The organism is Streptomyces sp. NPDC020379, from assembly GCF_044387105.1.
In the GTDB taxonomy this organism is placed as follows: domain Bacteria; phylum Actinomycetota; class Actinomycetes; order Streptomycetales; family Streptomycetaceae; genus Streptomyces.
The window spans coordinates 331,238-351,302 of record NZ_JBIRVR010000006.1 but is presented as its reverse complement, the minus strand read 5'-3'; the positions used below and the strand labels follow the sequence as shown (position 1 = coordinate 351,302).

Here is a 20,065-nt window from a genome sequence, read left to right as displayed (position 1 = left end):
GGCGGACGACCGACCGTTGTCGATGACGACAAGCTTGCCGTGGCCCGTGCTCGGCACGCCAAGGGGGAGAGCGTCACGGCCATCGCTAAGGCCCTTGGGGTGTCCAGGGCAACCTTGTACAGGCATCTTGGCCAGTAGGGCGTAGCGGAGCGCAGAGCCCTACCCGCGCGCCTCGGGGGAGGAACGCGCAGGCGGGGCGATCTGCTGGCTACGCTGATCGCTCAGACTGCGGCCGGTGCCGTCCAATCATGCTGTTACGTCCACTCGTTGCCGCAGCTCTGGCAGATGAACTTACGGCCGTCGGGTGTCCACACGAGCGGGCTGTTGCAGCTCGGGCAGTTGGTGTTCGCCAGAATCGGGAGCCACCGGAGCGCATTGCGGAACTGTCGACCGTCCATGATCCCTCCATGCGATTACATGTACTCGTCGGGTTCCCCCCCGTGTTGATCCATCGGCCAGGCAACCCGACAGCCCAGGCACGTAAGTCGCCATTCCTCTTCTCCAGTGCGCGGGTTCATTGCCTTTGTGGTGATGACCTTGTCGGGGTTCTGGCACTTGACGCATTTCACGGGGGATTTTTGCGGCCCGCCGGATCGGTACGCGTCGGACCATGTTCCGTTGCCGTCGTTCATGTTCCCCACTGTGTCAGCTAGGGGCGGCACGCATCCGTAAATCGCCCTACTTAAGCGCGACTTGATGGCCCAGCCGCCGTGGCTGTCGTGCGGTGGTGCACCCGTCCGGCTGGACCTGCCAAGGCGCCCACCGGACGGGCGTGGTTCCCGCCCTCTGCTGGGGAAGAGGGTGCGGAGAGGTGACACCAGCAGAGAGCGGAATCTAGAAGCGGCTCGGGCCGCCGTGAGCAGCGAGCCAGATGACAGCGCCACAGGCGGCCATCAGGGCGCCGAGAAGAACCAGCCCTTCGAGATGGCCCGTCCAGTCCCGCCGTGCGCCCGAGCGGCGCGCATGCCGTCGCCGGATCATTGCCGTCCCTTCCGCCGACAGATGGAGCACGGGAACGGGCAGGGCTTCACGGTCCTGCCCGGGGGCGTGTAGCGCACGGTGGATGACGGAATGAGTGCCAGCATCTTTGGTACTCGCATGGTCGTCATGCGCCCGCCTTGTGCCACACTCTGGCCGCGCCCAGCTCAGTACGTGTCGCCAGCCTCAGCGCCGAAGAGGGGCAGTCCCACTCTTTGCCTCCGCCGGGCGCACGGAGCTGGACGCTCCCCCATCGCTTGTCCATCACCATCCCAAGCTTGTCGCTGCGGGTGTCTACGACCCAGGCCCCAGTCCGGTACGTCATCGTGTTCGAGCCTCCATGTGTCCCGACCGTCCCGGCCGGGCAACTCCCGTGTACATGCTTAGAGTTGCTCTACTGGCCACGCGACTACTAGAGATTGATGTCCCCAATGGGCATTGGGGAGATGGGGAGCTGCACACATGTCAGCACGACCACGCGCACTCACGCCGGACAGGAGTGCCCGACACTTGTTCGGTGCCAAGATGCGCGCGTATCGCGAGCGGGCAGACAACATGAGCCTTGACGCCCTGGCAGGCGTGGTGAAGATCAGCAAAAGCCACCTGTCCCGTATCGAAGCGGCCGATGTCATGCCGCCCCCTGAGCTACCGGCCGTGCTAGACGTGGCCTTTGGTACTGACGGGATCTTCGAAGAGCTCTACCGCCTTGCCCGCAAGGAGATCCACCCAGACAAGTACAGGCGCAGGATGGAGTTGGAGGCGCGATCACGTGTCATCGGCGAGTACGCCGGGCACATCGTGCCGGGGCTCGTTCAAACTGAGGATTACGCTCGTGCGCTCTTCCGCATCAGTAACCCGAAGGCCAGCGCAGACGAGGTAGAGGAACTTGTAACGGCCCGGTTGAGTCGGCAAACGCTGCTGAGAACCGACCCTGTGCCGGACCTCTCCATGATCTTGGATGAGGCAGTGATACGGCGCCCCATCGGGGGGTCGGCCGTCATGCGGGCGCAGTTGTCAAACCTGATCGAGCTTGTGGACACTCCAACGACCACGGTGCAGATTCTGCCGTTCGAACACGGGGAACATGCCTTACTGGGTGGCGCGCTGACGCTGATGGCCCTGGATGATGGCTCGACGGTTGCCTACGAGGAAAGCATTGCTACCGGACAGCTGATCGAAGACCCGGAGGCGGTCAGCACCCGCCACCGGTCCTACGATCTGATGAGGGCTTACGCCCTGTCGCCAAGTGAGTCGGCGGTCTTCATCCAATCCGTAATGGAGGCACTTCCTCATGAGCACCACCCCTGACCTCTCCCACGCGGAGTGGGTCAAGTCCACCTACAGCAACGGCAACGGAGGCGGCTGTGTTGAGTGGGAGCCGAAGATCGCCGTTACTGCTGGCATAGTCCCTGTGCGCGACAGTAAGGACCCCTGCGGCCCCGCCCTGAGCTTCCCTGCGGGCGCGTGGGCCGCGTTCGTGGCCAAGGTGAAGGGCGACCCTCTCCCGGCTCTCTGACGGCCTCTGGGCGATCCGGAGGGGCAAGGGGCAGTCCCTGTTCAGCGGCCCCGCCGAACGCGGGCCCTTCGTTCCTGCACTACATGTCGAAGACGACCGTCACAGGCGCGTGGTCGCTCCACCTCTCGGCGTGGCTGGCGGCCCGCTCCACGTGTGCCTTCACCGCCCGCTGTGCGATACCTTCGGTTGTGACAACCAGATCGATCCGCCACCCCGAGTCGTTGTCGAAAGCGCGCCCCCGGTAGGACCACCACGAGTAGGGCCCGTCGACACCGGGATGCAGCGCACGGACCACGTCCACGTACTCCCCGAAGACCTCGGTCAGCCAGGCGCGCTCCTCGGGCAGGAAGCCCGCGCTCTTGCGGTTGGCCTTCCAGTTCTTGAGGTCGGCCTCGGTGTGGGCGATGTTCCAGTCACCGCAGACGAGCACCTCACGGCCCTCCGCCGCCGCCCGCGCGCGCAGCGCGACGAGGTAGGGGAGGAACTCGGCCATGAAGCGTTCCTTCTCGTCCTGCCGCTCCGTGCCGACCTCACCGGAAGGGAGGTAGAGGCTGGCGACCGTGACGCCGGGCAGGTCGATCTCCGCATAGCGGCCGCTGCCGTCGAACTCGGCCGAGCCGAAGCCGACCCGCACCGCGTCCGGCTCGCGCCGGGAGTAGATCGAGACGCCCGCGCGCCCCTTCGCGGCCGCGGGGGCGTGCACGGTGTGCCAGCCGGCGGGCTCGCGCACGTCCTCGGGAAGCTGATGGGCCTCCGCGCGTACTTCCTGGAGGCAGACGACGTCGGCCTCGGTGGCGGCCAGCCAGTCGACGAAGCCCTTCTTGGCGGCGGCGCGCAGGCCGTTCACATTCACGGAGGTCACGGTGAGCATTCCGGCACGATACCGACTTCCGCGACACGCCTGTCGCGCCCGTCCGTGCGGCCGTACGATCCGTTGAATGCGCATCGTTCCCGTCGCCTACGACCACCCGGACGCCGTGAAGCTCACTGACCAGGTGCAGCTGGAGTACGCGGAGCGCTACGGCGACGGTGACCTCACCCCCATGGACCCGGCCCAGTTCGACCCGCCGCGTGGCCTATATCTCATCGCGTACGAGGACGACGGCACCCCGGTGGCCACCGGCGGCTGGCGCTCGCAGGAGGCGAACGACGAGGGGTACGCGGACGGCGACGCGGAGCTGAAGCGGATGTACGTGGTCCGGCGCGCGCGGGGCCGCGGCCTGGCGCGGCGGATCCTGGCGGCTCTGGAGGAGGACGCGACGGCGGCCGGCCGTCTGCGGATGGTTCTGGAGACGGGGACGATGCAGCCGGAGGCGATAGCGCTTTACGGTTCCAGCGGCTATGCCCCGGTTCCGGCGGAGCGGAAGTTCGGCCTGTACCGCTACCACGAGGGCAGCCGCTGCTTCACGAAACGGCTGGGGTGACCGGGGCTTTTCCCCTGCCCCGCCCTTTCCCTCACCAGCCCCCGCCGTGCGGGTCCGCTGCCGCCGCCGGCTTTGGCGGGCCCGCACAAGGCAACGGCGAGCCCGCCAAAGCCGGCCCCGGCCGGCGATCGGGGCCACCCGAACCGCAACCACATACAACCCGCGGATGAACCCACTCAATCCTCCCGCGAAGCAATCGCCGCCTCCACAAGCGACCGCACCCGCTCCGCCGGATACCTCTCCAGCCCCGTCCCGAACCGGGACAGCGCCGAATCCAGGACATCCGCCCGGTCCTCCCCCACCTCGGCGATCAGCACCGTGCTCCCCGGCGGAACCTCAGCGGCAAGCATCTCCACAGCCGCGTTGGCCGCGGTCGCGTCGCGCGCGTCACGCGCACCCCCGACAAGGCCGCCCGCCCCGAAGCCGATCATGATGCCGAGCGGGCCGCCGAGGATGCCGACGAGACCGCCGACCAGACTGCCGACGGCGAAGCCGCGGGCGGTACCGGTGTTGTCCTCGGTGTCGGGGAACTCGAGGTTGCCCTCGGCGTCCCGGCTGATCACCGTGGCCTCGCGCAGCTTGATGTCGCCGTCGGCGTGCGCCTGGCGGAGCGCGTCGAGGGCGCGCCGCCCGTCGTGCGGGCCGTCGACATTCATGAAGAGGACGTGCTCGTCCATCGTGACCGCTCCCGTGCGTCGGCTCGGTTGGTGGCTGCCACCGGCTCGATCGGTGGCTTCCGTGCTTTCCACTGTTGCGCCTGCCCGCTCCGCCCGCATTCTCACGGCCTCTCCTCGGCCTGCTTCTCGCGAACGGCCGAGGAGAGGTCGAGGACGGCCTCCGCGCCGCCGCCGTCGGGGTTGGCGAAGGTCAGCCGCGCGCCCAGGACACGGGCCTGCCCCGCGGCGATGGTCAGCCCGAGGCCCAGCCCGCTGCCGGAGCCCGTACGGAAGCGCTGCGGGCCGCTGCTGAGCAGCCGCGGCGGGAAGCCGGGGCCGCTGTCGCGTACGCGGACGACGCCGCCGTCGACCTCGGCGACGACCGGCGCGGCGCCGTGCCGGAAGGCGTTGGTGACGAGATTGGCGAGGATCCGCTCGACCCGCCGCCCGTCGGTCTCGACCAGGCCCTCGCGCAGGACGCGGACCTCGACGACGGCGCCTTCGGGGACGGCGGTGGCGCGCACCGCCCGCCGGGTGAGCTCGCCGAGCGCCCGTACCTCGGTCTCGGCCTGCTCGGTGGAGCCGTCGAGGCGGGCGACCTCCAGGACGTCCTCCATGAGTCCGCTCAGCCGCCGGGCGCGTTCGCGGACCATGTCGGCGGGGCGGCCGGGCGGCAGCAGCGCGGCGGCGGTGACGAGGCCGGCCACGGGCGTGCGCAGTTCGTGCGCGATGTTCGAGGTCACTTCGCGTTCGGCCTGGAGGCGGGCGGCGAGGGCGTCGGCCATGGTGTTCACCGCGACGATCAGCCGGGCGATCTCGTCCTTGCCGCCCCGGGGCCTGAGACGGGCGGTGAGGTCACCGTCGGCGATGCGTTCGGCGGTGCGGGCGGAGGCGTTGAGGCGGCGGCCGGCCACGGTCGCGAGGCCCACGCCGACGACGCAGGCGAAGGCGGTGCCGAGGCCGCCGGCCAGCCAGAGCACCTCGTCGAGGTTCTGGAGGTTGCGGACCTGCCGGGTGTAGGGGTGCTTGAGGACGATGACATCGTTGCCGAGGCGGCTGCCCGCCCAGAGCGTCGGTTCGGGGCCGCTGCGGTCCAGATAGGTGGCGCGCTTGCCCCTGTCGATGGCCCTCCGCAGCGGCCCCGGTATCCCGGCCGGGTTGATGAGCGTGTGCGGCCGGTCGAAGCCCGCGGCGTGGTCCTCGACGGCGGCGCCGAGCCGGGAGTCGAGGGAGTCGCGCGCGGTGTCGAGCTGGGTGCAGGCGGTGCGGTGGTGCACGACGAGGCCCATGATGACGGCGACCAGGGCGGCGGTGGCGGTGATGGCCACACCGATCTTCGTACGCAGTCCCATGGCTGAAGGCTCCTCGCCGGCTAACGCTTGGGTATGTGGAGCCGCAGGTCGCGCAGCTCCGCCCGCTGCTCGGCCGGCAGGCCGTCGACGTCGACGGTGGCGCGGCTGTAGTAGGCGGACCGGTCCTGCCGCACGAGGCCGCCGAGCGTGACCTTGGCGTCGTACGGCGCGGTGGCGCAGCCGGGCGCGCACCAGGCGCCGCCGACCTTGCCGGTGCCCCGGGCGGTCGCGCCGCCCCAGGTGCTCCAGCTCAGCCCGGTGAGGCGGACGCTGCCGGAGGCGGTGAAGGCGGCGGGGCTGCGCAGCGGCGGCCGGCCCGCGCCCTCGGAGACATAGACCGGGGCGGTGCCCGGCGAGGGGCTGGGCGCGGGGCCCTCCACCTTGAGCCCGCCCGGCTCCGCGCAGGCGCACAGCGCGCCCAGCAGCGCCAGGGCGAGGACCAGGGCGCCGAGGGTCGCGATCGGCGTTCGCAGCGTACGCACGGGCTTCCTCGGGTCGGACGGGCGGGGACGGCGTAGCAGGTCGGAGCAGTCCGATGGGGCCATTCGTGCCAAATGTAACCGGCGTGGCTGGTTTGCCGACCGCACCCTTGCCCGATGTCGCTTGTCAGCTCGTAGGATCACCGGGCTCAAGTGGTCCGGTCCGGTCGCCGCGGTGTCACGGTGGAGGTCACTCATGCATGTCGCCCGTCGTACGCTCCTGTGCGCACTCGCCGGATCCGCCGCGCTCGGTGCGGCCGGGCCGCCGGCCGCCGCCGAGGGCCGGGCCGGTGGCGCCGCCGCGGCGCTCGCGCGGCTGCTGCCCCGCCATCACTCCCAGGTCACCTTCCGCACGGTGCCCCGCCAGGGCGGCGCGGACGTCTTCCGGGTCTCCGGCGGGCCGGGCACGCTCCTGGTGGAGGGCAGCACCCCGGCGGTGCAACTGACCGGATTCCACTGGTATCTCAGACATACGGCCCACGCCCACTTCTCCTGGAACGGTGCGCAGACCGCCCTCCCCGACCGCCTACCCGGCGTCCGTACCCCTTTGGCCAAGGCCGCGAACGTCACGCACCGCTTCGCCCTCAACGACACCAACGACGGCTACGCCGGGCCGTACAAGGGGTGGGACTACTGGGAGCGCGAAATCGATGTGCTGGCGCTGCACGGGTTCAACGAGGTGCTGGTCTACGCGGGCACCGACGCCGTCTACCACCGGACGTTCGCGGAGTTCGGCTACAGCGACACCGAGCTGCGCGAGTGGCTGCCCGCCCCCGCGCACCAGCCGTGGTGGCTGCTCCAGAACATGGCCTCCTTCGGCGGGCCCGTCTCCCGCGCGCTGCTCGACCGGCGCGTGGCCCTGGCGCGGAAGATCGTGCGCAGGCTGCGCGAGCTGGGCATGACGCCCGTGCTGCCGGGCTACTTCGGCACCGTGCCGCCCGGGTTCACCCGGCGCAACCCCGGTGCCCGCACCATCCCGCAGGGCGACTGGGGCGGCTTCCGGCGGCCCGACTGGCTCGACCCGCGCACCGCGCATTTCGGCCGGGTCGCCCGGACCTTCTACGGGGTGCAGCAGGAGCTGTTCGGGGCGACGTCGATGTACAAGATGGACCTGCTGCACGAGGGCGGCGACCCCGGGAACGTCCCCGTGGGCACCGCCGCGCGGGCCGTCGAGAAGGCCCTGCGCACCGCCCACCCGGACGCCACCTGGGCCATCCTCGGCTGGCAGAGCAACCCGCGCCGCGAGATCCTCGACGCCGTCGACAGGTCCCGGATGCTGATCCTGGACGGCCTCAGCGACCACTACGGCAATGTCACCGACCGGGAGGCCGACTGGCGGGGCACGCCGTACGCCTTCGGGTCGATCTGGAACTTCGGCGGCCACACCGCGATGGGCGCCAACACCCGTGACTGGGCGACGCTCTACGACCGGTGGCGCACCAAGAAGGGCAGCGCCCTGCGCGGCATCGCCCTGCTGCCCGAGGCCGCCGACAACAACCCCGCGGCCCTCGCCCTCTTCGGCGACCTGCCGTGGACGAACGGCCCGGTGGACCTGCCGTCCTGGTTCGAGGAGTGGCCCCGCTACCGCTACGGCGCCGCCGACGCCCACGCCGTGCGCGCCTGGGACATCCTGCGGCGCACCGCCTACGGCACCAGCCGCACGGACGGCTGGAGCGAGCCCGCCGACAGCCTCTTCGCCGCCCGCCCCGACCTCGCCGTCACCCACGCCGCCGCCTGGTCGCCGGGGCAACTGCGCTACGACGCGGCCGAGTTCGAACAGGCCCTGCCCGCACTGCTCGCCGTCGCCCCCGCGCTGCGCCGCAGCAGCGCCTACCGCTACGACCTCCTGGACGTGACCCGGCAGTGCGTCGCCAACCGCGCCCGCCTGCTCCTGCCGCGCCTGAAGGCCGCGTTCGACGCCGGCGACCGGGCCCGCTTCCGCGCACTCGCCCGCGAGTGGCTCTCCTGGATGTCGCTGCTGGAACAGGCCGTGGCCACCGACGGCGGCCATCTGCTGGGCCGCTGGATCGCCGAGGCGCGCGCCTGGGGCACGACGGCGGCCGAGCGCGACCGCCTGGAGTACGACGCGGTCTCCCTGCTGACCACCTGGGGCCCGCGCCCGTCGGCCGACCGGGGCAAGCTGCACGACTACGCCAACCGCGAGTGGTCGGGCCTGGTCGGCGGCCTCTACCGGCTGCGCTGGAAGACGTACTTCACCTCCCTGGACACGGCGCTGGCCGGCCACCGCGAGCCCAAGCCGGTCGACTGGTTCACCCTGGAGGACCGCTGGACCCGCGACCATCCCGCGTACCCGGTGAAGCCGTCGGGCGACATCGTGCGGATCGCCCACGCGGTGGCGGCGAAGCTGTGAGCGCCGCGCTGGAAGTACGGCGAGGTGCCGTCGGGCGTGCGCGGCGCCGTCGTGGCCGGTCGCGCGCACACGGCGGAGCCGCGAATCGGTGCCGCCCCGCGCTCCTTCAGCAGCGGCCTTCGCCCGGCCCGCGCAGCGGCCCGCCTTCCGCTCAGCAGTGGGTCGAGGGGCCGTTCTGCCGCGTGAGGTTGTCGTTGGACATCCAGCCCGCCGTGCTGGTGCCCGCTATGCGGACGTAAGTCCACTTGTGGCCATACGCGTTGGCGACGTAGCAGTGGTACCAGAGATTCGCTCCGGCCTTGGCCACCGAGACGTCGGGGCAGTTCGCGTAGGGCCCGGTCTCCAGGTGGTAGGAGCCGGTCATATAGCCGTAGGTGCCCGGGTCGGGGTCGCGGTGGTTCCAGCCGCCGCAGGCCGTCGGCAGCGGGCTGGGCTTCACCGAGGACGCCGCCGGCGCCCGGGGCGGGGCGCCCGGCTCGGAAGCGGTGGCGGACGGCTTCCCCTGGGAGCCCGAGGGGCTGGGCCAGACGCGCGTGCCGTCGGCGTCGCCACCCGGGCCCGGCCGGCCGCTGGGGGACGCCGCGGGTCCGGGCGCCGCCGCCCGCGCGCGGCCGTCACCGTGCTCGCCCACAAGGGCGTACGCGACGCCGCCGCCGACGAGCACGACGGCCGCTGCCGCCGCCGCGATGAGGACCCTGCCACGGCGCGGGGCCTTGCCACCGCGCGCGGGAGCGGGAGCGGGAGCGGGCTGCGGGGAGGGTGCGCCTCCGGTCCCGACGGCAGGCGGCGGGCCGAAGCCGGGAGCGACGACGGAGGGCTCGGTGGGGGTCCGCGGGACGGAAACAGGGGCCGCCGGCCCGCCGGCGGCCGCCTGCTCCAGCATCGCGCGCGCCTGCCCGGCGGTCGGCCGCCGCTCCGGCTCCTTCGCCATCAGCGCCCGGAGCACCGGCGCGAGCGGCCCCGCCCGCCGGGGCTCGGGCAGCGGTTCACCGACGATCGCGGACAGCGTGGACCAGACGGAGGTCCGGCGGAACGGCGAGGTGCCCTCGACCGCCGCGTACAGCGTCATGCCGAGCGACCAGATGTCGGAGGCGGGTCCGGGCTCCGCGCCCTGCGCGCGCTCGGGCGGCAGATAGTCGAGGGACCCGACGATCTCACCGCTGCGGGTCAGCTTGGCCATGGCGTCGTCGCCGGACGTCTCGATGCTGGCGATGCCGAAGTCGGTGAGCACGACCCGGCCGCCGCGCTCCAGCAGGACGTTGCCCGGCTTCACGTCCCGGTGCAGCACACCGGCGCGGTGCGCCGCGTCGAGAGCGTCCGTCAGCTCGGCACCGATCGCCGCGGCCTCGCGCGGATCCAGCGCGCCGCGCTCCGCCAGGACGTCGTCGAGCGAGGGCCCGTCGACGAGTTCCATGACGATGACCGGCAGGCCCTCCTCCTCGGTCACGTCGTGCACGGTGACCACGCCACGGTGCCGGACGCGGGCCGCGGCCCGCGCCTCCCTTCGCATCCGGGCGCGCAGACCGGCCAGTTCGGCCGCGGAGGCGTCGGTGTAGGCCCGCAGCACCTTGACGGCGACCTCCCGGTCGAGCAGCGTGTCGACCGCCCGCGCGACGACTCCCATGCCGCCCCGCCCGACCGTCGCGGTCACCCGGTACCGGCCACCGAGAAGCTTCCCGATCAGCTCTCCGTACTTCGCGTCCCCCGTCGACACCGCACGCTCCGTTCCACGACCGCTCTTCGCTCACCCGTCCGACGGGCACAAGAGTAGAGGCGGGATCACGAACGGCCCGCGCCGCTCCGACGGCAGCGGGGGGTGGGCGGAGCCGGAGGTGGCCGGGGCCCGGCGCCGGGCGGAACGTGGGCCAAGAAAGGTGCGGAGCAGAGCAATTCGGCTCAAGGGAGCGATGCCGGGACGCGGGCGGCAGGGCACATCCCGGCACCCCGCCGTACGGCCGACGGCCTCGCAGCGGTCAAGGCCGCGGACGGCGCCCGGACTCGGCCTCCGCCGGCACCGGACCTCACGGACGCCCCGGAAACGCGAAGATCCCGCCCGATCGGAACGATCGGACGGGATCTCGTCAACTGCCCCCGGGCTGACCCGAGAACAGTTGTTGCGGTGGACCTGAGGGGATTCGAACCCCTGACCCCCTCGATGCGAACGAGGTGCGCTACCGGACTGCGCCACAGGCCCTTGCAACGAGTGAAACTCTAGCACCTCCATCCGGGTGCTCGGAAATCCGCTCCCCCGCTGGTCAGCGACGCGGGCCGCGGGGGCGCGGCGGTCACTCGTTGGCCGCGCGCGGACGCTCCTCGTCGGCGTACTGGTCGAACAGCGGAGTGCGGCCGCGCTCGCGGGGACGGCGGCGGCCGCGGCCGGAGCGGCGGTCCTCCGCGGGGCGGCGGCCGGTGGGTTCCGCGGTGCTGGAGCGGGCCGAGCTCCAGGTGTCCGGAGCGCCGAGGTCCACGCTGTCCCCCGCGCGCGGGGCGACCGGCGCGGTGACGTACGTCGGCAGCGGCACCGGCACGGGCTCCCAGCCTCCGCCCGTGCCCCGGTCGCGCTGCTGGTCGACCCACTCGGCGTGGTCGGTCTGCTCGACCAGCGCGCGGCGGCCCGCCGTGGCCGAGGGCTCGGCGGGCGGGGCGGGCGTGGGCGCCGGATGGGTGACGGTGTCCTCAAGGGGTGCGGCGGCGGTCACGGGGTCCGGCGCCGCCTGGCGAGGGCGGGGCCTGCCCTCGCGGAGCCGCTGCGCGGCGAGTTCGGCACGGCGCTGGTCCATGGTGAAGGCGAACCGGCGCCGCTCCTGCGTGCGCAGATAGACGATGTACGCGCTGAGCAGCAGGGCGGGCAGGGCCGGGGCCCACAGGAACGCCAGCCCGCCGACGCCCGCGACGACCGCGCCGAGCGTGAAGGCGAGGAAGAGCACCACTGTGGTGCGGCGGCGGCGCGCGAGAACCTTCGAGCGCCGGGCGCGCTCGGCGGCCGACGGGGAGGAGTGCGGCACGCCGGGGGGCGCGCCGGCCGGCTGGTGCGCGGGCGCGCCGAAGGGCCGGACGTCGACCGTCCCGGTCGGCGCTGCCGGCTCGGGCCCGCGGACGTCCGCGGGCTCGCCGGGGTCCGGCGCGCCGTCGGTCGCGCGCCCTTCCAGACCCTTGGCGTAACGGCGCTCCATGCCCGCCCGTCCGGACAGCAGCCGGATGGCGGTGCTGAAGCGTTCCGTCGGACGGGCTTCATTGAGCTCGTCCTGCCTGCGGAGCCACATCGGCACCAGATAGGCGGCCCAGGCCCCGACGATGACTGCGTAGATGAGGCCACTGCTGCTCACACTTCACACCGTAGAGGGGCGCACGCGAGGGATTCCGCCAATTGGCCCGGTGTGTCGCACGATCCGGCTGATATCTCGAACTTTTTTTGTGATTGTTGGGACCGGAACTTCTCGAATACTGTCAATTGGCAGCTAAATTCGAACGTTTATTTCATTTGTGAGAGGTGCTGGGCCGGGACCGGTGCCAGCGCGCCAGCAGCCCGCCCGGGACCTCCTCCGTGGTCAGCGCGTAGACCAGGTGATCGCGCCACGCGCCGTCGATGTGGAGGTAGCCGGGGCGCAGGCCCTCCTCCCGGAAGTCGAGCTTCTCCACCACCCGGCGGCTGGGGAGGTTCTCCGGCCGGATGCACACCTCGACCCGGTGCAGCCCCACATGGTGGAAGCAGTGGTCGACGGCGAGCGCGACGGCGGTCGGCATGACGCCGCGGCCCGCGACGGCCGCGTCGACCCAGTAGCCGATGTGGGCCGAGCACATCGAGCCCCAGGTGATGCCCGCCACGGTCAGCTGACCGGCCAGCCGGCCCTGGTACTCGATGACGAAGGGCAGCATCCGCCCCGCGTGGGCCTCGGCCCGCAGATGGCGGACCATCTGCCGGAAGGTGGGGCGCTGGGTGACCGGCCCGCCGGGCGGGGGCGGCGGGATGGTGGCCTCCCAGGGGCGCAGCCAGTCGCGGTTGCGGCGGTTGACCTCGCGCCAGGCGTGCTGATCGCGCAGCTTGATGGGCCGCAAGAGGACATCGCCGTCCCGCAGCTCGGCGGGCCAGGCGCTCATGCGGGCGTCCGGGGGCCGTCCGCGGGCGGGCGCGGCGGGCGGGGTGTGCCGTCAGCGTCCGTCCCGCCGGGGTGATCGCCGCCGTGGAGCTGGTCCACGGCGTGGTGGAGGATCCGCTCCAGGACGGCCAGGCCGTCGCGGACACCGCCGGTCGATCCGGGCAGGTTCACGATCAGCGTGTGGCCCGCGACCCCGGCGAGGCCCCGGGAGAGCGCGGCCGTGGCGACCTTCGCCAGCCCCTCCGCCCGGATCGCCTCGGGGATGCCGGGGATCTCGCGGTCGAGGACGCGGCGGGTAGCCTCGGGGGTGCGGTCGGTGGGCGAGATGCCGGTGCCGCCCGTGGTGAGCACCACGTCGTACGCCTCCCGCACGGCGTCGCGCAGCGCGGCCTCGACGGGCTCGCCGTCCGGGACCACCCGCGGGCCGTCCACGGCGAACCCGAGGGCTTCGAGACCGGCGACCAGCAGCGGGCCGCCGCGGTCGGCGTAGACCCCGGCGGCGGCGCGGTTGGAGGCCGTCACGACGAGGGCCCTGCGGGCGCGTCCGCCCGCGTGCGCGTCCGTCACTCCCCCGCCCCTTCCCGCTCCGGCCGGGTCCACGGGCCCGACTTGCCGCCGGTCTTCTCCTCCACCCGGACATCCGTGATCACGGCGCCCTTGTCGACCGCCTTGACCATGTCGACGAGCGTGAGGGCGGCCACCGTGACGGCCGTCAGGGCCTCCATCTCCACGCCCGTGCGGTCGGTGGTCCTCACGGTGGCGAGGATCCGGACGGAGTCGTCGTCGACGCTCAGGTCGACCTTGACGCCCGAGACGGCCAGGGGGTGGCAGAGCGGGATCAGCTCGGGGGTGCGCTTGGCCCCCATGATGCCCGCGATGCGGGCGGTGGCGAGCGCGTCGCCCTTGGGGACGCCCTCACCCCGCAGCAGTTCCACGACGCGGGGCGAGACGAGCACCCGGCCGCTCGCCCGCGCGGTGCGGGTGGTGACGTCCTTGGCGGAGACGTCGACCATCCGGGCCGCGCCCGCGCTGTCGAGGTGGGTGAGGCCGGTCGGCCGCGGAAGGGGGTCCTGGGCGCTGCTCATCGTTCTCCTGGTCCGGTCCGTTCGGGCAGACACCGTATCGGGCAGCGAGGGTGGCGGAGCAGTGCAGGTGCGGTCAGTCGAGCAGGATCACGTCGAGCTCGGTGCCCGCCTCCACGGAGGTGGTGTCCTCCGGGACGACTATGAGGGCGTTGGCGTCCGCGAGGGCCTTCACCAGATGGGATCCGGCGCCGCCGACGAGCTCGACCGTGCCGTCCTCGTGCCGGGCGCGCAGGAACTGGCGGCGGCCCGCCGGGGAAGAGGCGATCCGCTCGGCGCACACGGCGCGCACGGTCGCGCGGTCATGGGGTTCGAGTCCCATCAGGGCGCGGATCGCGGGCCGGGCGAAGAGCTCGAAGGAAACGTACGAGCTGACGGGGTTGCCCGGCAGGGCCAGCAGCGGGACGCGGTCGGGGCCGATGCGGCCGAAGCCCTGCGGCTTGCCCGGCTGCATGGCCAGCCTGCGGAAGGAGACGCTGCCCTCGTCGCCGGCGAGCCCGGAGAGGGTCTCCTTGACCACGTCGTAGGCGCCGACGCTGACGCCGCCGCTGGTGACGACCATGTCGGCGCGGATGAGCTGGTCCTCCAGGGCGGAGCGCAGCGTCTCGGCGTCGTCGGCGACGGCGCCGACGCGATAGGCGATGGCACCGGCGTCACGGGCGCAGGCGGTGAGGACGAAGCTGTTGGAGTCGTGGATCCGGCCGGGGCCCAGCTCCGCGCCCGGCTGGACGAGCTCGCTGCCGGTCGACATGACGACGACGCGGGGACGGGGCCGCACCCGCACGGTGGCCCGGCCGATCGCGGCGAGCAGGCCGATCTGGGGCGGGCCGAGGACCGCACCGGCGCGCAGGGCCAGGGATCCGGCGGCGACGTCGCTGCCGCGGGCGCGCACATGGGCGCGGTCGGCGACGGGACGGTGGACGCGGACCTCGCCGGTGGCGCCGTCGGGCGCGGCGCTGTGCGCGGCCATGGTGGTGGCGGGCCCGCCACCGGTGCCGCCGTCGGTCCACTCCACGGGCACGACGGCCTCGGCGCCCGGCGGCAGCGGGGCGCCGGTCATGATGCGGGCGGCCTCGCCGGGCCCCACGGTGGGCAGTTCGCCGCTTCCCGCGGCCACGTCGCCGATCACGGTGAGCACCGCGGGGAACTCCGCGCTCGCGCCCTCGACATCCGCGGTGCGGACCGCGTAGCCGTCCATGGAGCTGTTGTCGAAGGGCGGCAGGGCGGCGGGCACGGTGACGTCCTCGACGAGCACGCAGCCCTGGGCGTCCAGCAGTTGCAGCTCGATCGGCTCCAGCGGCCGGATCCGGCCCAGGACGTCGTCGAGATGCTCGTCCACCGACCAGAGGCGCTCCTCGGCCGCGGCGGTGTCAGGGGACGTGCCGGCCGCGGATGTGTCGGCGGTTCTGCTCAAGGTGCTACATCTCCTCGGTGACGTAACGGCGGAGCCAGGCCCGGAAGTCCGGTCCTAGATCTTCACGCTCGCATGCCAGTCTGACAATGGCGCGCAGATAGTCACCGCGGTCACCGGTGTCGTAGCGGCGGCCCTTGAAGACCACGCCGTGCACGGGGCCGCCGAGCCCCGGCTCGGCCGCGAGGGCCTGGAGGGCGTCGGTGAGCTGGATCTCGCCGCCGCGGCCGGGCTCGGTCTCGCGCAGGACGTCGAAGACGGCCGGGTCGAGGACGTAGCGGCCGATGACGGCGTAGTTGCTGGGCGCCTCGGCGGGCTCGGGCTTCTCCACCAGGCCGGTGACCTCCACGACGTCCTGCACGTCGGTGGGCTTGACGGCCGCGCAGCCATAGAGGTGGACCTGCGAGGGGTCGACCTCCATGAGGGCGATCACGCTGCCGCCGTGCTTGCGCTGGATGTCGACCATGCGCGACAGCAGGGGGTCGCGGGCGTCGATGAGGTCGTCGCCCAGGAGGACGGCGAAGGGCTCGTTGCCCACGTGCGGAGCGGCGCACAGCACGGCGTGCCCGAGGCCCCGGGGGTCGCCCTGGCGGACGTAGTGCATCGTGGCCAGGTCGCTGGACTCCTGCACCCGCGCGAGCCGGGACTCGTCGCCCTTGCGCCGCAGGGCCTCCTCCAGCTCGTAATTGCGGTCGAAGTGGTCTTCCAGCGGGCGCTTGTTGCGCCCCGTGATCATGAGGACGTCCGACAGGCCGGCGAGGACGGCCTCCTCCACCACGTACTGGATCGCCGGCTTGTCGACGACCGGCAGCATCTCCTTGGGCGTGGCCTTGGTCGCCGGCAGGAAGCGGGTGCCGAGACCGGCGGCAGGGATGACAGCCTTGCTGATCCGAGGACGCGAATGAGTCATGGGCCGAACACTAACGGTTGAGATTGTGCGGAAGATGAGGCTCCACCGAGTATGACCCGAGACATGGAGTTTGTACGAACAGTGATCAAAAATGAGGGTACGAAGGCCGAGTTGCGGCGTTCTTTCCTTGCGGTGAGAGCAGGGTTGACCATAGATGACCGCGCGGCCGCGGAGGCCGCTCTGGCCCGCCGCGCGCTCGGTCTCCCGGAACTCGCGGAGGCGGGCACGGTGGCCGCCTATGTCTCCGTGGGCAGCGAGCCGGGGACCCGTGTCCTGATCGACGCCCTGCGCGAGCGGGGGGTCCGCGTCCTCCTGCCGGTCCTGCTGCCCGACAACGATCTCGACTGGGCCCGCTACGACGGCCCCGGCCACCTCGTACGCGCCGCCCGCGGCCTCCTGGAGCCCGACGGCGCCCGCCTCGGCCCGGAGTCCGTGACCTCCGCCGGCGCGGTCCTCCTGCCGGGCCTGGCGGTCGACGAGCACGGCCTGCGGCTGGGGCGGGGCGGGGGGTCGTACGACCGCGTCCTGGCCCGCCTGGCCCTCGCCGGGCGGGCTCCCGCGCGGGTGGTGCTGCTGTACGACAGCGAGGTGGTCGCGGAGGTCCCCGCGGAGCCGCACGATCAGCCGGTGGACGCGGCGGTGACACCGTCCGGCGTGCGCCGCTTCGGGTGACGCCTGCGGCGGAGCGGCCTGCGGCCGGCAAGGGGCGGTCGCAGGCGCCACGCACCGCCCCCAGCCGAAGCTACGGCTTCAGAACAAGCTCCGCGTCGGTCCCCTTCTTCACCGCGTCCGCACCGAACGCCCAAGGAAGAAGCTCACCCTTCGCCCACTTGTCCGTCTGGTCGTAATAGTGCGCGTTGTACGCGTGCCCGGACGCCCCCGTGAGGTTGATCCACCGCGACTTGTCGAGATCGCCGAGGTTGACCACCATGCGCATCGACGGCACCCAGATGACGTCGTAGCCGCCCGCCGCGTTCCAGCCGGCCGCGTTGACCGCGGCCTCGCCGCCGGCGAGGTTCCAGGGGCCGCGGTTGAGCAGCCAGCGCACGAGGGCGGGGCCGTCCTTGCCGAGCGTCTGGTTCTTGAGGTTCAGCTGGTGGAGGCGGCCCCAGCTCCAGGAGTTGACGTCCTTGCCCAGCTTGGAGGTGAGCTCCATGCGGGCGTCCTTCATCGCCTGGGCCAGCAGCTCGTCACGGTTGTGCGCGCCGGCGTCGGGGTTGGCACGGGTGCCGTTGGTCTTCCACCACGCGTCGTCCGGCTTGTCGAGGATGTTGCGGACGACCTCGAACCAGCGGTCGCCGCCGTCCGGCTGCGCGGAGTCGGGGTCGCGCTCGCCGCACTCGGTGACGAGCCGGGTGTTGCCGTCGAGGTCCTCCTGCGGCCCGGAGTCGTTGGCCGGGCGGACCCGCAGGCACTGGCCCTTGACCCGCAGCTCCTTGGGCAGCTTGTTGCCGAAGGCGAGCTTGAGGGTGTTGCGCCACACGGCGTTGAAGTATGCGGCGGCCGCGGAGTCGGCCTCCTGGGTGTAGTCCCAGCCCTCCAGGAGCTTCTGCGCCTCGCGGACGTAACTCGTCTCGCGCTCGTTGTCGCCCTTGAGATCGATCTTCAGCAGGTAGGGGGTCAGCAGCTTGGCGATCTCGCTGGTGTTGTCCATCTGCATCTTCTGCATGTCGTCCGTCGAGATCTTCCCCCCGTCCTTGATCTTCGACTGGATGAGCTCGTTTATGCGCTGGCTGCGGGCGCCGTAGCCCCAGTCCGAGGTCAGCTGGTAGGGGTACTTCTTGTCGGCGACGGCCTGGTTGGCGGTGACGATGTAGCCGCGCTTGGGGTTGTAGTCCCAGGGCAGCTCGGCCTGCGGAATGGTGTCGGTCCACTTGTAGGCCGGGTCCCAGCCGGGCGCGGGGTAGCGGCCGTCGCCCTTGCGGACGGGGATGCGGCCGGGCGCCTGGTAGCCGATGTTGCCCTCGGTGTCGGCGTAGATGAGGTTCTGCGAAGGCACCTCGAACTCGGCGGCGGCCGCGCGGAACTCCTTGAAGTCCTTGGCGCGGTTCAGGTCCAGCAGGGCGTCCATGCTCTTGCCGGCGTCGAGCGCCGTCCAGCGCAGCGACACGGCGTAGCCCTCGGCGCGGTCGGGCGCGGGGTCCTGCACGGGCGCGTCCTGGCCGACCTTGCCCAGTTCGTCGTTGCGGTCGGAGACCACCGGTCCGCTGTTGGTGGAGCGGACGGTGAACTCACGGCTCTTGCCGCCCGCGACCTTGATGGTCTCCTTGCGGGTGGTGAAGGGGACCTGCTTGCCGTCGTAGAGGTAGGTGCCGGCGGTGACCTTCTCCAGATAGAGATCGGAGACGTCGGCGCCGAGGTTGGTCATGCCCCAGGCGATGTTCTGGTTGTGACCGATGACCACGCCCGGCATGCCGGAGAAGGTGTAGCCGGCCACGTCGTACGGGCAGGCGGCGCTGACCTTCGTGCAGTGCAGGCCCATCTGGTACCAGAGCGAGGGCATCTGGGGCGCCAGGTGCGGGTCGTTGGCCAGCAGCGGCTTGCCGGTGGTCGTGTACTTCCCGGAGACGACCCAGGAGTTGGACCCGATGCCGTTGCCGGAGGGGCCGAGCAGCGCCGGGATCTTGTCGAGGGTGCTGGAGAGCGAGGACAGGCCGCTGCGCAGCCCGCCGCCGGCGCTGCCGCCGGTGGTGGGGTTGGCCGCGCCCGCGCCGCCGGTGGTCCCGCCGGTGGCGCCGTTCGCCCCGCCGGTCGTGCCTCCGGTGGCACCGTTCGCGCCGCCCGTGGCCGTGCCGCCCGGCTTGCCGTTGGTGCCGCCCGTGCCGTTCGCACCGGCCGTGCCGCCGGCCTGCGTGCTCTCGGACGGCGTGGCCTTGGGGTCGAACGCCTTGGTGAGCGGGTCGACCCCGCCGCCGTCGACGATCGGCTTGTTCCGGTCGTACGGGTACGCGGGGTAGAGCTGGTCGATCTGCTTGGGGCTCAGCCGGGTCGCGGCGAGCGAGCGGTCGATCTCGTCCTGCATGTTGCCGCGCAGGTCCCAGGCCATGGCCTTCAGCCAGGCGACGGAGTCGACCGGCGTCCACGCCTCGGGCTTGTAGTCGTTCTTGAACGACAGGGCCGCGTACTCGACGGACAGCGCCTTGCCCTGGTGGTCCTTGAGGTAGGCGTTGACTCCGTCGGAGTACGCCTGGAGTGCCTTCTTGGTGCCCGCCGACAGCTTGGTGTCGTACTCCTCCTGCGCGACCTTCCGCCAGCCCATGGTGCGGATGAAGGCGTCGGTCTCCACCTGCCCCTCGCCGAACATCTCGGACAGGCGGCCCGCCGTCAGATGCCTGCGGACGTCCATCTCCCAGAACCGGTCCTGCGCCTGGACGAAGCCCTGGGCGCGGAAGAGGTCCTCGGCGGAGTCCGCGTAGATCTGCGGGATGCCGTTCCCGTCGCGCGCGACCCGCACCTGCCCGGAAAGCCCCTTGAGCTGGAGCGTGCCGCTGGTCTCCGGGAAGGAGGCGCGGACCGTACTGACGCTCCAGTACGCGCCGAAGCCGACGCCCGCCACGAGCAGCAGCACGAGAGTGATCACGAGCAGGCGGGCGCGGCGGCCTTTCTTCTTACCGGACTTCTTGCCGGAAGGGCCGGTCTTGTTGGCGGGCATCGCTGTCCTTAGAGGGGCAGGGTGGTCCTGGAGTGCTGTAGCAACCATAGGCGCAGCGCTCCGGACAGCCGGACGCGGAGTCCGGCGGGACAGTGACATGCGTCGCTGTGGCCGCTATCACGCGTCAAGAACCCGTA

19 protein-coding genes and 1 tRNA gene are annotated in these 20,065 nt (G+C 72.0%); 6 read left to right on the top strand and 14 right to left on the bottom strand.

Going from position 1 to position 20,065, the window contains the following annotated elements; genetic code table 11:
• The coding region (locus tag ACH427_RS11340; RefSeq protein ID WP_398869194.1) for a helix-turn-helix domain-containing protein at nt 1-138 on the top strand (138 nt) is incomplete at its 5' end.
• Nucleotides 139-254: 116 nt separating this feature from the next.
• On the opposite strand, the gene ACH427_RS11335 is transcribed toward ACH427_RS11340, so the two are convergent.
• Nucleotides 255-398 carry a hypothetical protein gene (locus ACH427_RS11335; RefSeq protein WP_398869177.1) on the bottom strand — a complete coding sequence of 48 codons (144 nt, stop codon included), beginning with the start codon at nt 396-398 and terminating at the stop codon, nt 255-257.
• Nucleotides 399-1,440: 1,042 nt separating this feature from the next.
• Here ACH427_RS11335 and ACH427_RS11330 point away from each other — a divergent pair.
• Both ACH427_RS11330 and ACH427_RS11325 read left to right on the top strand, forming a co-directional pair.
• Entirely contained in the window at nt 1,441-2,286 is an 846-nt protein-coding gene (locus tag ACH427_RS11330) for a helix-turn-helix domain-containing protein (RefSeq protein ID WP_398869176.1), read from the top strand.
• Nucleotides 2,270-2,494 carry a DUF397 domain-containing protein gene (locus tag ACH427_RS11325; RefSeq protein WP_398869175.1) on the top strand — a complete coding sequence of 75 codons (225 nt, stop codon included), beginning with the start codon at nt 2,270-2,272 and terminating at the stop codon, nt 2,492-2,494. The genes ACH427_RS11330 and ACH427_RS11325 overlap by 17 nt, the downstream gene beginning before the upstream one ends.
• Nucleotides 2,495-2,573: 79 nt before the next feature.
• On the opposite strand, the gene ACH427_RS11320 is transcribed toward ACH427_RS11325, so the two are convergent.
• Nucleotides 2,574-3,365, bottom strand: a complete 792-nt coding sequence (locus ACH427_RS11320; protein ID WP_398869174.1) for an exodeoxyribonuclease III — start codon at nt 3,363-3,365, stop codon at nt 2,574-2,576.
• 67 nt (nt 3,366-3,432) lie between these two features.
• Between ACH427_RS11320 and ACH427_RS11315 the strand changes: the two genes are divergently transcribed.
• Nucleotides 3,433-3,918: a GNAT family N-acetyltransferase gene (locus tag ACH427_RS11315; RefSeq protein ID WP_398869173.1), complete on the top strand. Its 486-nt coding sequence runs from the start codon at nt 3,433-3,435 to the stop codon at nt 3,916-3,918.
• A 176-nt stretch (nt 3,919-4,094) separates the two neighbouring features.
• Here ACH427_RS11315 and ACH427_RS11310 read toward each other — a convergent pair whose 3' ends face one another.
• The 3 genes from ACH427_RS11310 to ACH427_RS11300 all read right to left on the bottom strand — a co-directional run bounded on the left by ACH427_RS11310 (nt 4,095) and on the right by ACH427_RS11300 (nt 6,408).
• Nucleotides 4,095-4,595 carry a DUF1269 domain-containing protein gene (locus ACH427_RS11310; RefSeq protein WP_398869172.1) on the bottom strand — a complete coding sequence of 167 codons (501 nt, stop codon included), beginning with the start codon at nt 4,593-4,595 and terminating at the stop codon, nt 4,095-4,097.
• Nucleotides 4,596-4,696: 101 nt separating this feature from the next.
• Nucleotides 4,697-5,926, bottom strand: a complete 1,230-nt coding sequence (locus ACH427_RS11305; protein ID WP_398869171.1) for an ATP-binding protein — start codon at nt 5,924-5,926, stop codon at nt 4,697-4,699.
• A gap of 20 nt (nt 5,927-5,946) precedes the next feature.
• Complete coding sequence (locus ACH427_RS11300; protein WP_398869170.1) at nt 5,947-6,408, bottom strand: hypothetical protein; 462 nt, start codon at nt 6,406-6,408, stop codon at nt 5,947-5,949.
• Between the two features lie 193 nt (nt 6,409-6,601).
• Between ACH427_RS11300 and ACH427_RS11295 the strand changes: the two genes are divergently transcribed.
• Nucleotides 6,602-8,776, top strand: coding sequence for an alpha-N-acetylglucosaminidase (locus tag ACH427_RS11295; RefSeq protein WP_398869169.1), 2,175 nt, complete (start codon nt 6,602-6,604; stop codon nt 8,774-8,776).
• 151 nt (nt 8,777-8,927) lie between these two features.
• On the opposite strand, the gene ACH427_RS11290 is transcribed toward ACH427_RS11295, so the two are convergent.
• The 8 genes from ACH427_RS11290 to galU form a co-directional block, all read right to left on the bottom strand.
• The gene (locus ACH427_RS11290) at nt 8,928-10,490 is read right to left on the bottom strand and encodes a serine/threonine-protein kinase (RefSeq protein ID WP_398869168.1); all 1,563 of its coding nucleotides are present in this window, start codon (nt 10,488-10,490) and stop codon (nt 8,928-8,930) included.
• Between the two features lie 406 nt (nt 10,491-10,896).
• Nucleotides 10,897-10,970: transfer RNA gene (locus ACH427_RS11285), tRNA-Ala, on the bottom strand.
• 91 nt (nt 10,971-11,061) lie between these two features.
• Nucleotides 11,062-12,102: a hypothetical protein gene (locus tag ACH427_RS11280; RefSeq protein WP_398869166.1), complete on the bottom strand. Its 1,041-nt coding sequence runs from the start codon at nt 12,100-12,102 to the stop codon at nt 11,062-11,064.
• Between the two features lie 151 nt (nt 12,103-12,253).
• Nucleotides 12,254-12,874, bottom strand: coding sequence for a GNAT family N-acetyltransferase (locus tag ACH427_RS11275; RefSeq protein WP_398869165.1), 621 nt, complete (start codon nt 12,872-12,874; stop codon nt 12,254-12,256).
• Entirely contained in the window at nt 12,871-13,440 is a 570-nt protein-coding gene (locus ACH427_RS11270; RefSeq protein ID WP_398869164.1) for a molybdenum cofactor biosynthesis protein B, read from the bottom strand. Before ACH427_RS11270 ends, ACH427_RS11275 begins: the two co-directional genes overlap by 4 nt.
• Nucleotides 13,437-13,958, bottom strand: coding sequence for a cyclic pyranopterin monophosphate synthase MoaC (gene moaC / locus ACH427_RS11265; RefSeq protein WP_398869163.1), 522 nt, complete (start codon nt 13,956-13,958; stop codon nt 13,437-13,439). Before moaC ends, ACH427_RS11270 begins: the two co-directional genes overlap by 4 nt.
• Before the next feature lie 73 nt (nt 13,959-14,031).
• A complete protein-coding gene (gene glp / locus ACH427_RS11260; protein ID WP_398869162.1) occupies nt 14,032-15,369 on the bottom strand; it encodes a gephyrin-like molybdotransferase Glp in 1,338 nt (445 codons plus the stop codon).
• A gap of 4 nt (nt 15,370-15,373) precedes the next feature.
• Entirely contained in the window at nt 15,374-16,276 is a 903-nt protein-coding gene (galU, locus tag ACH427_RS11255) for a UTP--glucose-1-phosphate uridylyltransferase GalU (protein WP_398869161.1), read from the bottom strand.
• A gap of 63 nt (nt 16,277-16,339) precedes the next feature.
• Here galU and ACH427_RS11250 point away from each other — a divergent pair, with 63 nt between their 5' ends.
• Nucleotides 16,340-16,948: a 5-formyltetrahydrofolate cyclo-ligase gene (locus ACH427_RS11250; RefSeq protein ID WP_398869160.1), complete on the top strand. Its 609-nt coding sequence runs from the start codon at nt 16,340-16,342 to the stop codon at nt 16,946-16,948.
• A gap of 70 nt (nt 16,949-17,018) precedes the next feature.
• On the opposite strand, the gene ACH427_RS11245 is transcribed toward ACH427_RS11250, so the two are convergent.
• Nucleotides 17,019-19,928, bottom strand: coding sequence for a penicillin acylase family protein (locus ACH427_RS11245; protein WP_398869159.1), 2,910 nt, complete (start codon nt 19,926-19,928; stop codon nt 17,019-17,021).
• Between the last annotated feature and the right edge of the window lie 137 nt (nt 19,929-20,065).

Excerpts from the sequence above, each read along its gene's own strand:
- ACH427_RS11335 (WP_398869177.1), bottom strand. The coding sequence starts at position 398 with ATGGACGGTCGACAGTTCCGCAATGCGCTCCGGTGGCTCCCGATTCTG.
- ACH427_RS11330 (WP_398869176.1), top strand. The coding sequence starts at position 1,441 with ATGTCAGCACGACCACGCGCACTCACGCCGGACAGGAGTGCCCGACAC.
- ACH427_RS11325 (WP_398869175.1), top strand. The coding sequence starts at position 2,270 with ATGAGCACCACCCCTGACCTCTCCCACGCGGAGTGGGTCAAGTCCACC.
- ACH427_RS11320 (WP_398869174.1), bottom strand. The coding sequence starts at position 3,365 with ATGCTCACCGTGACCTCCGTGAATGTGAACGGCCTGCGCGCCGCCGCC.
- ACH427_RS11315 (WP_398869173.1), top strand. The coding sequence starts at position 3,433 with ATGCGCATCGTTCCCGTCGCCTACGACCACCCGGACGCCGTGAAGCTC.
- ACH427_RS11310 (WP_398869172.1), bottom strand. The coding sequence starts at position 4,595 with ATGGACGAGCACGTCCTCTTCATGAATGTCGACGGCCCGCACGACGGG.
- ACH427_RS11305 (WP_398869171.1), bottom strand. The coding sequence starts at position 5,926 with ATGGGACTGCGTACGAAGATCGGTGTGGCCATCACCGCCACCGCCGCC.
- ACH427_RS11295 (WP_398869169.1), top strand. The coding sequence starts at position 6,602 with ATGCATGTCGCCCGTCGTACGCTCCTGTGCGCACTCGCCGGATCCGCC.
- ACH427_RS11275 (WP_398869165.1), bottom strand. The coding sequence starts at position 12,874 with ATGAGCGCCTGGCCCGCCGAGCTGCGGGACGGCGATGTCCTCTTGCGG.
- moaC (WP_398869163.1), bottom strand. The coding sequence starts at position 13,958 with ATGAGCAGCGCCCAGGACCCCCTTCCGCGGCCGACCGGCCTCACCCAC.
- galU (WP_398869161.1), bottom strand. The coding sequence starts at position 16,276 with ATGACTCATTCGCGTCCTCGGATCAGCAAGGCTGTCATCCCTGCCGCC.
- ACH427_RS11250 (WP_398869160.1), top strand. The coding sequence starts at position 16,340 with ATGGAGTTTGTACGAACAGTGATCAAAAATGAGGGTACGAAGGCCGAG.
- ACH427_RS11245 (WP_398869159.1), bottom strand. The coding sequence starts at position 19,928 with ATGCCCGCCAACAAGACCGGCCCTTCCGGCAAGAAGTCCGGTAAGAAG.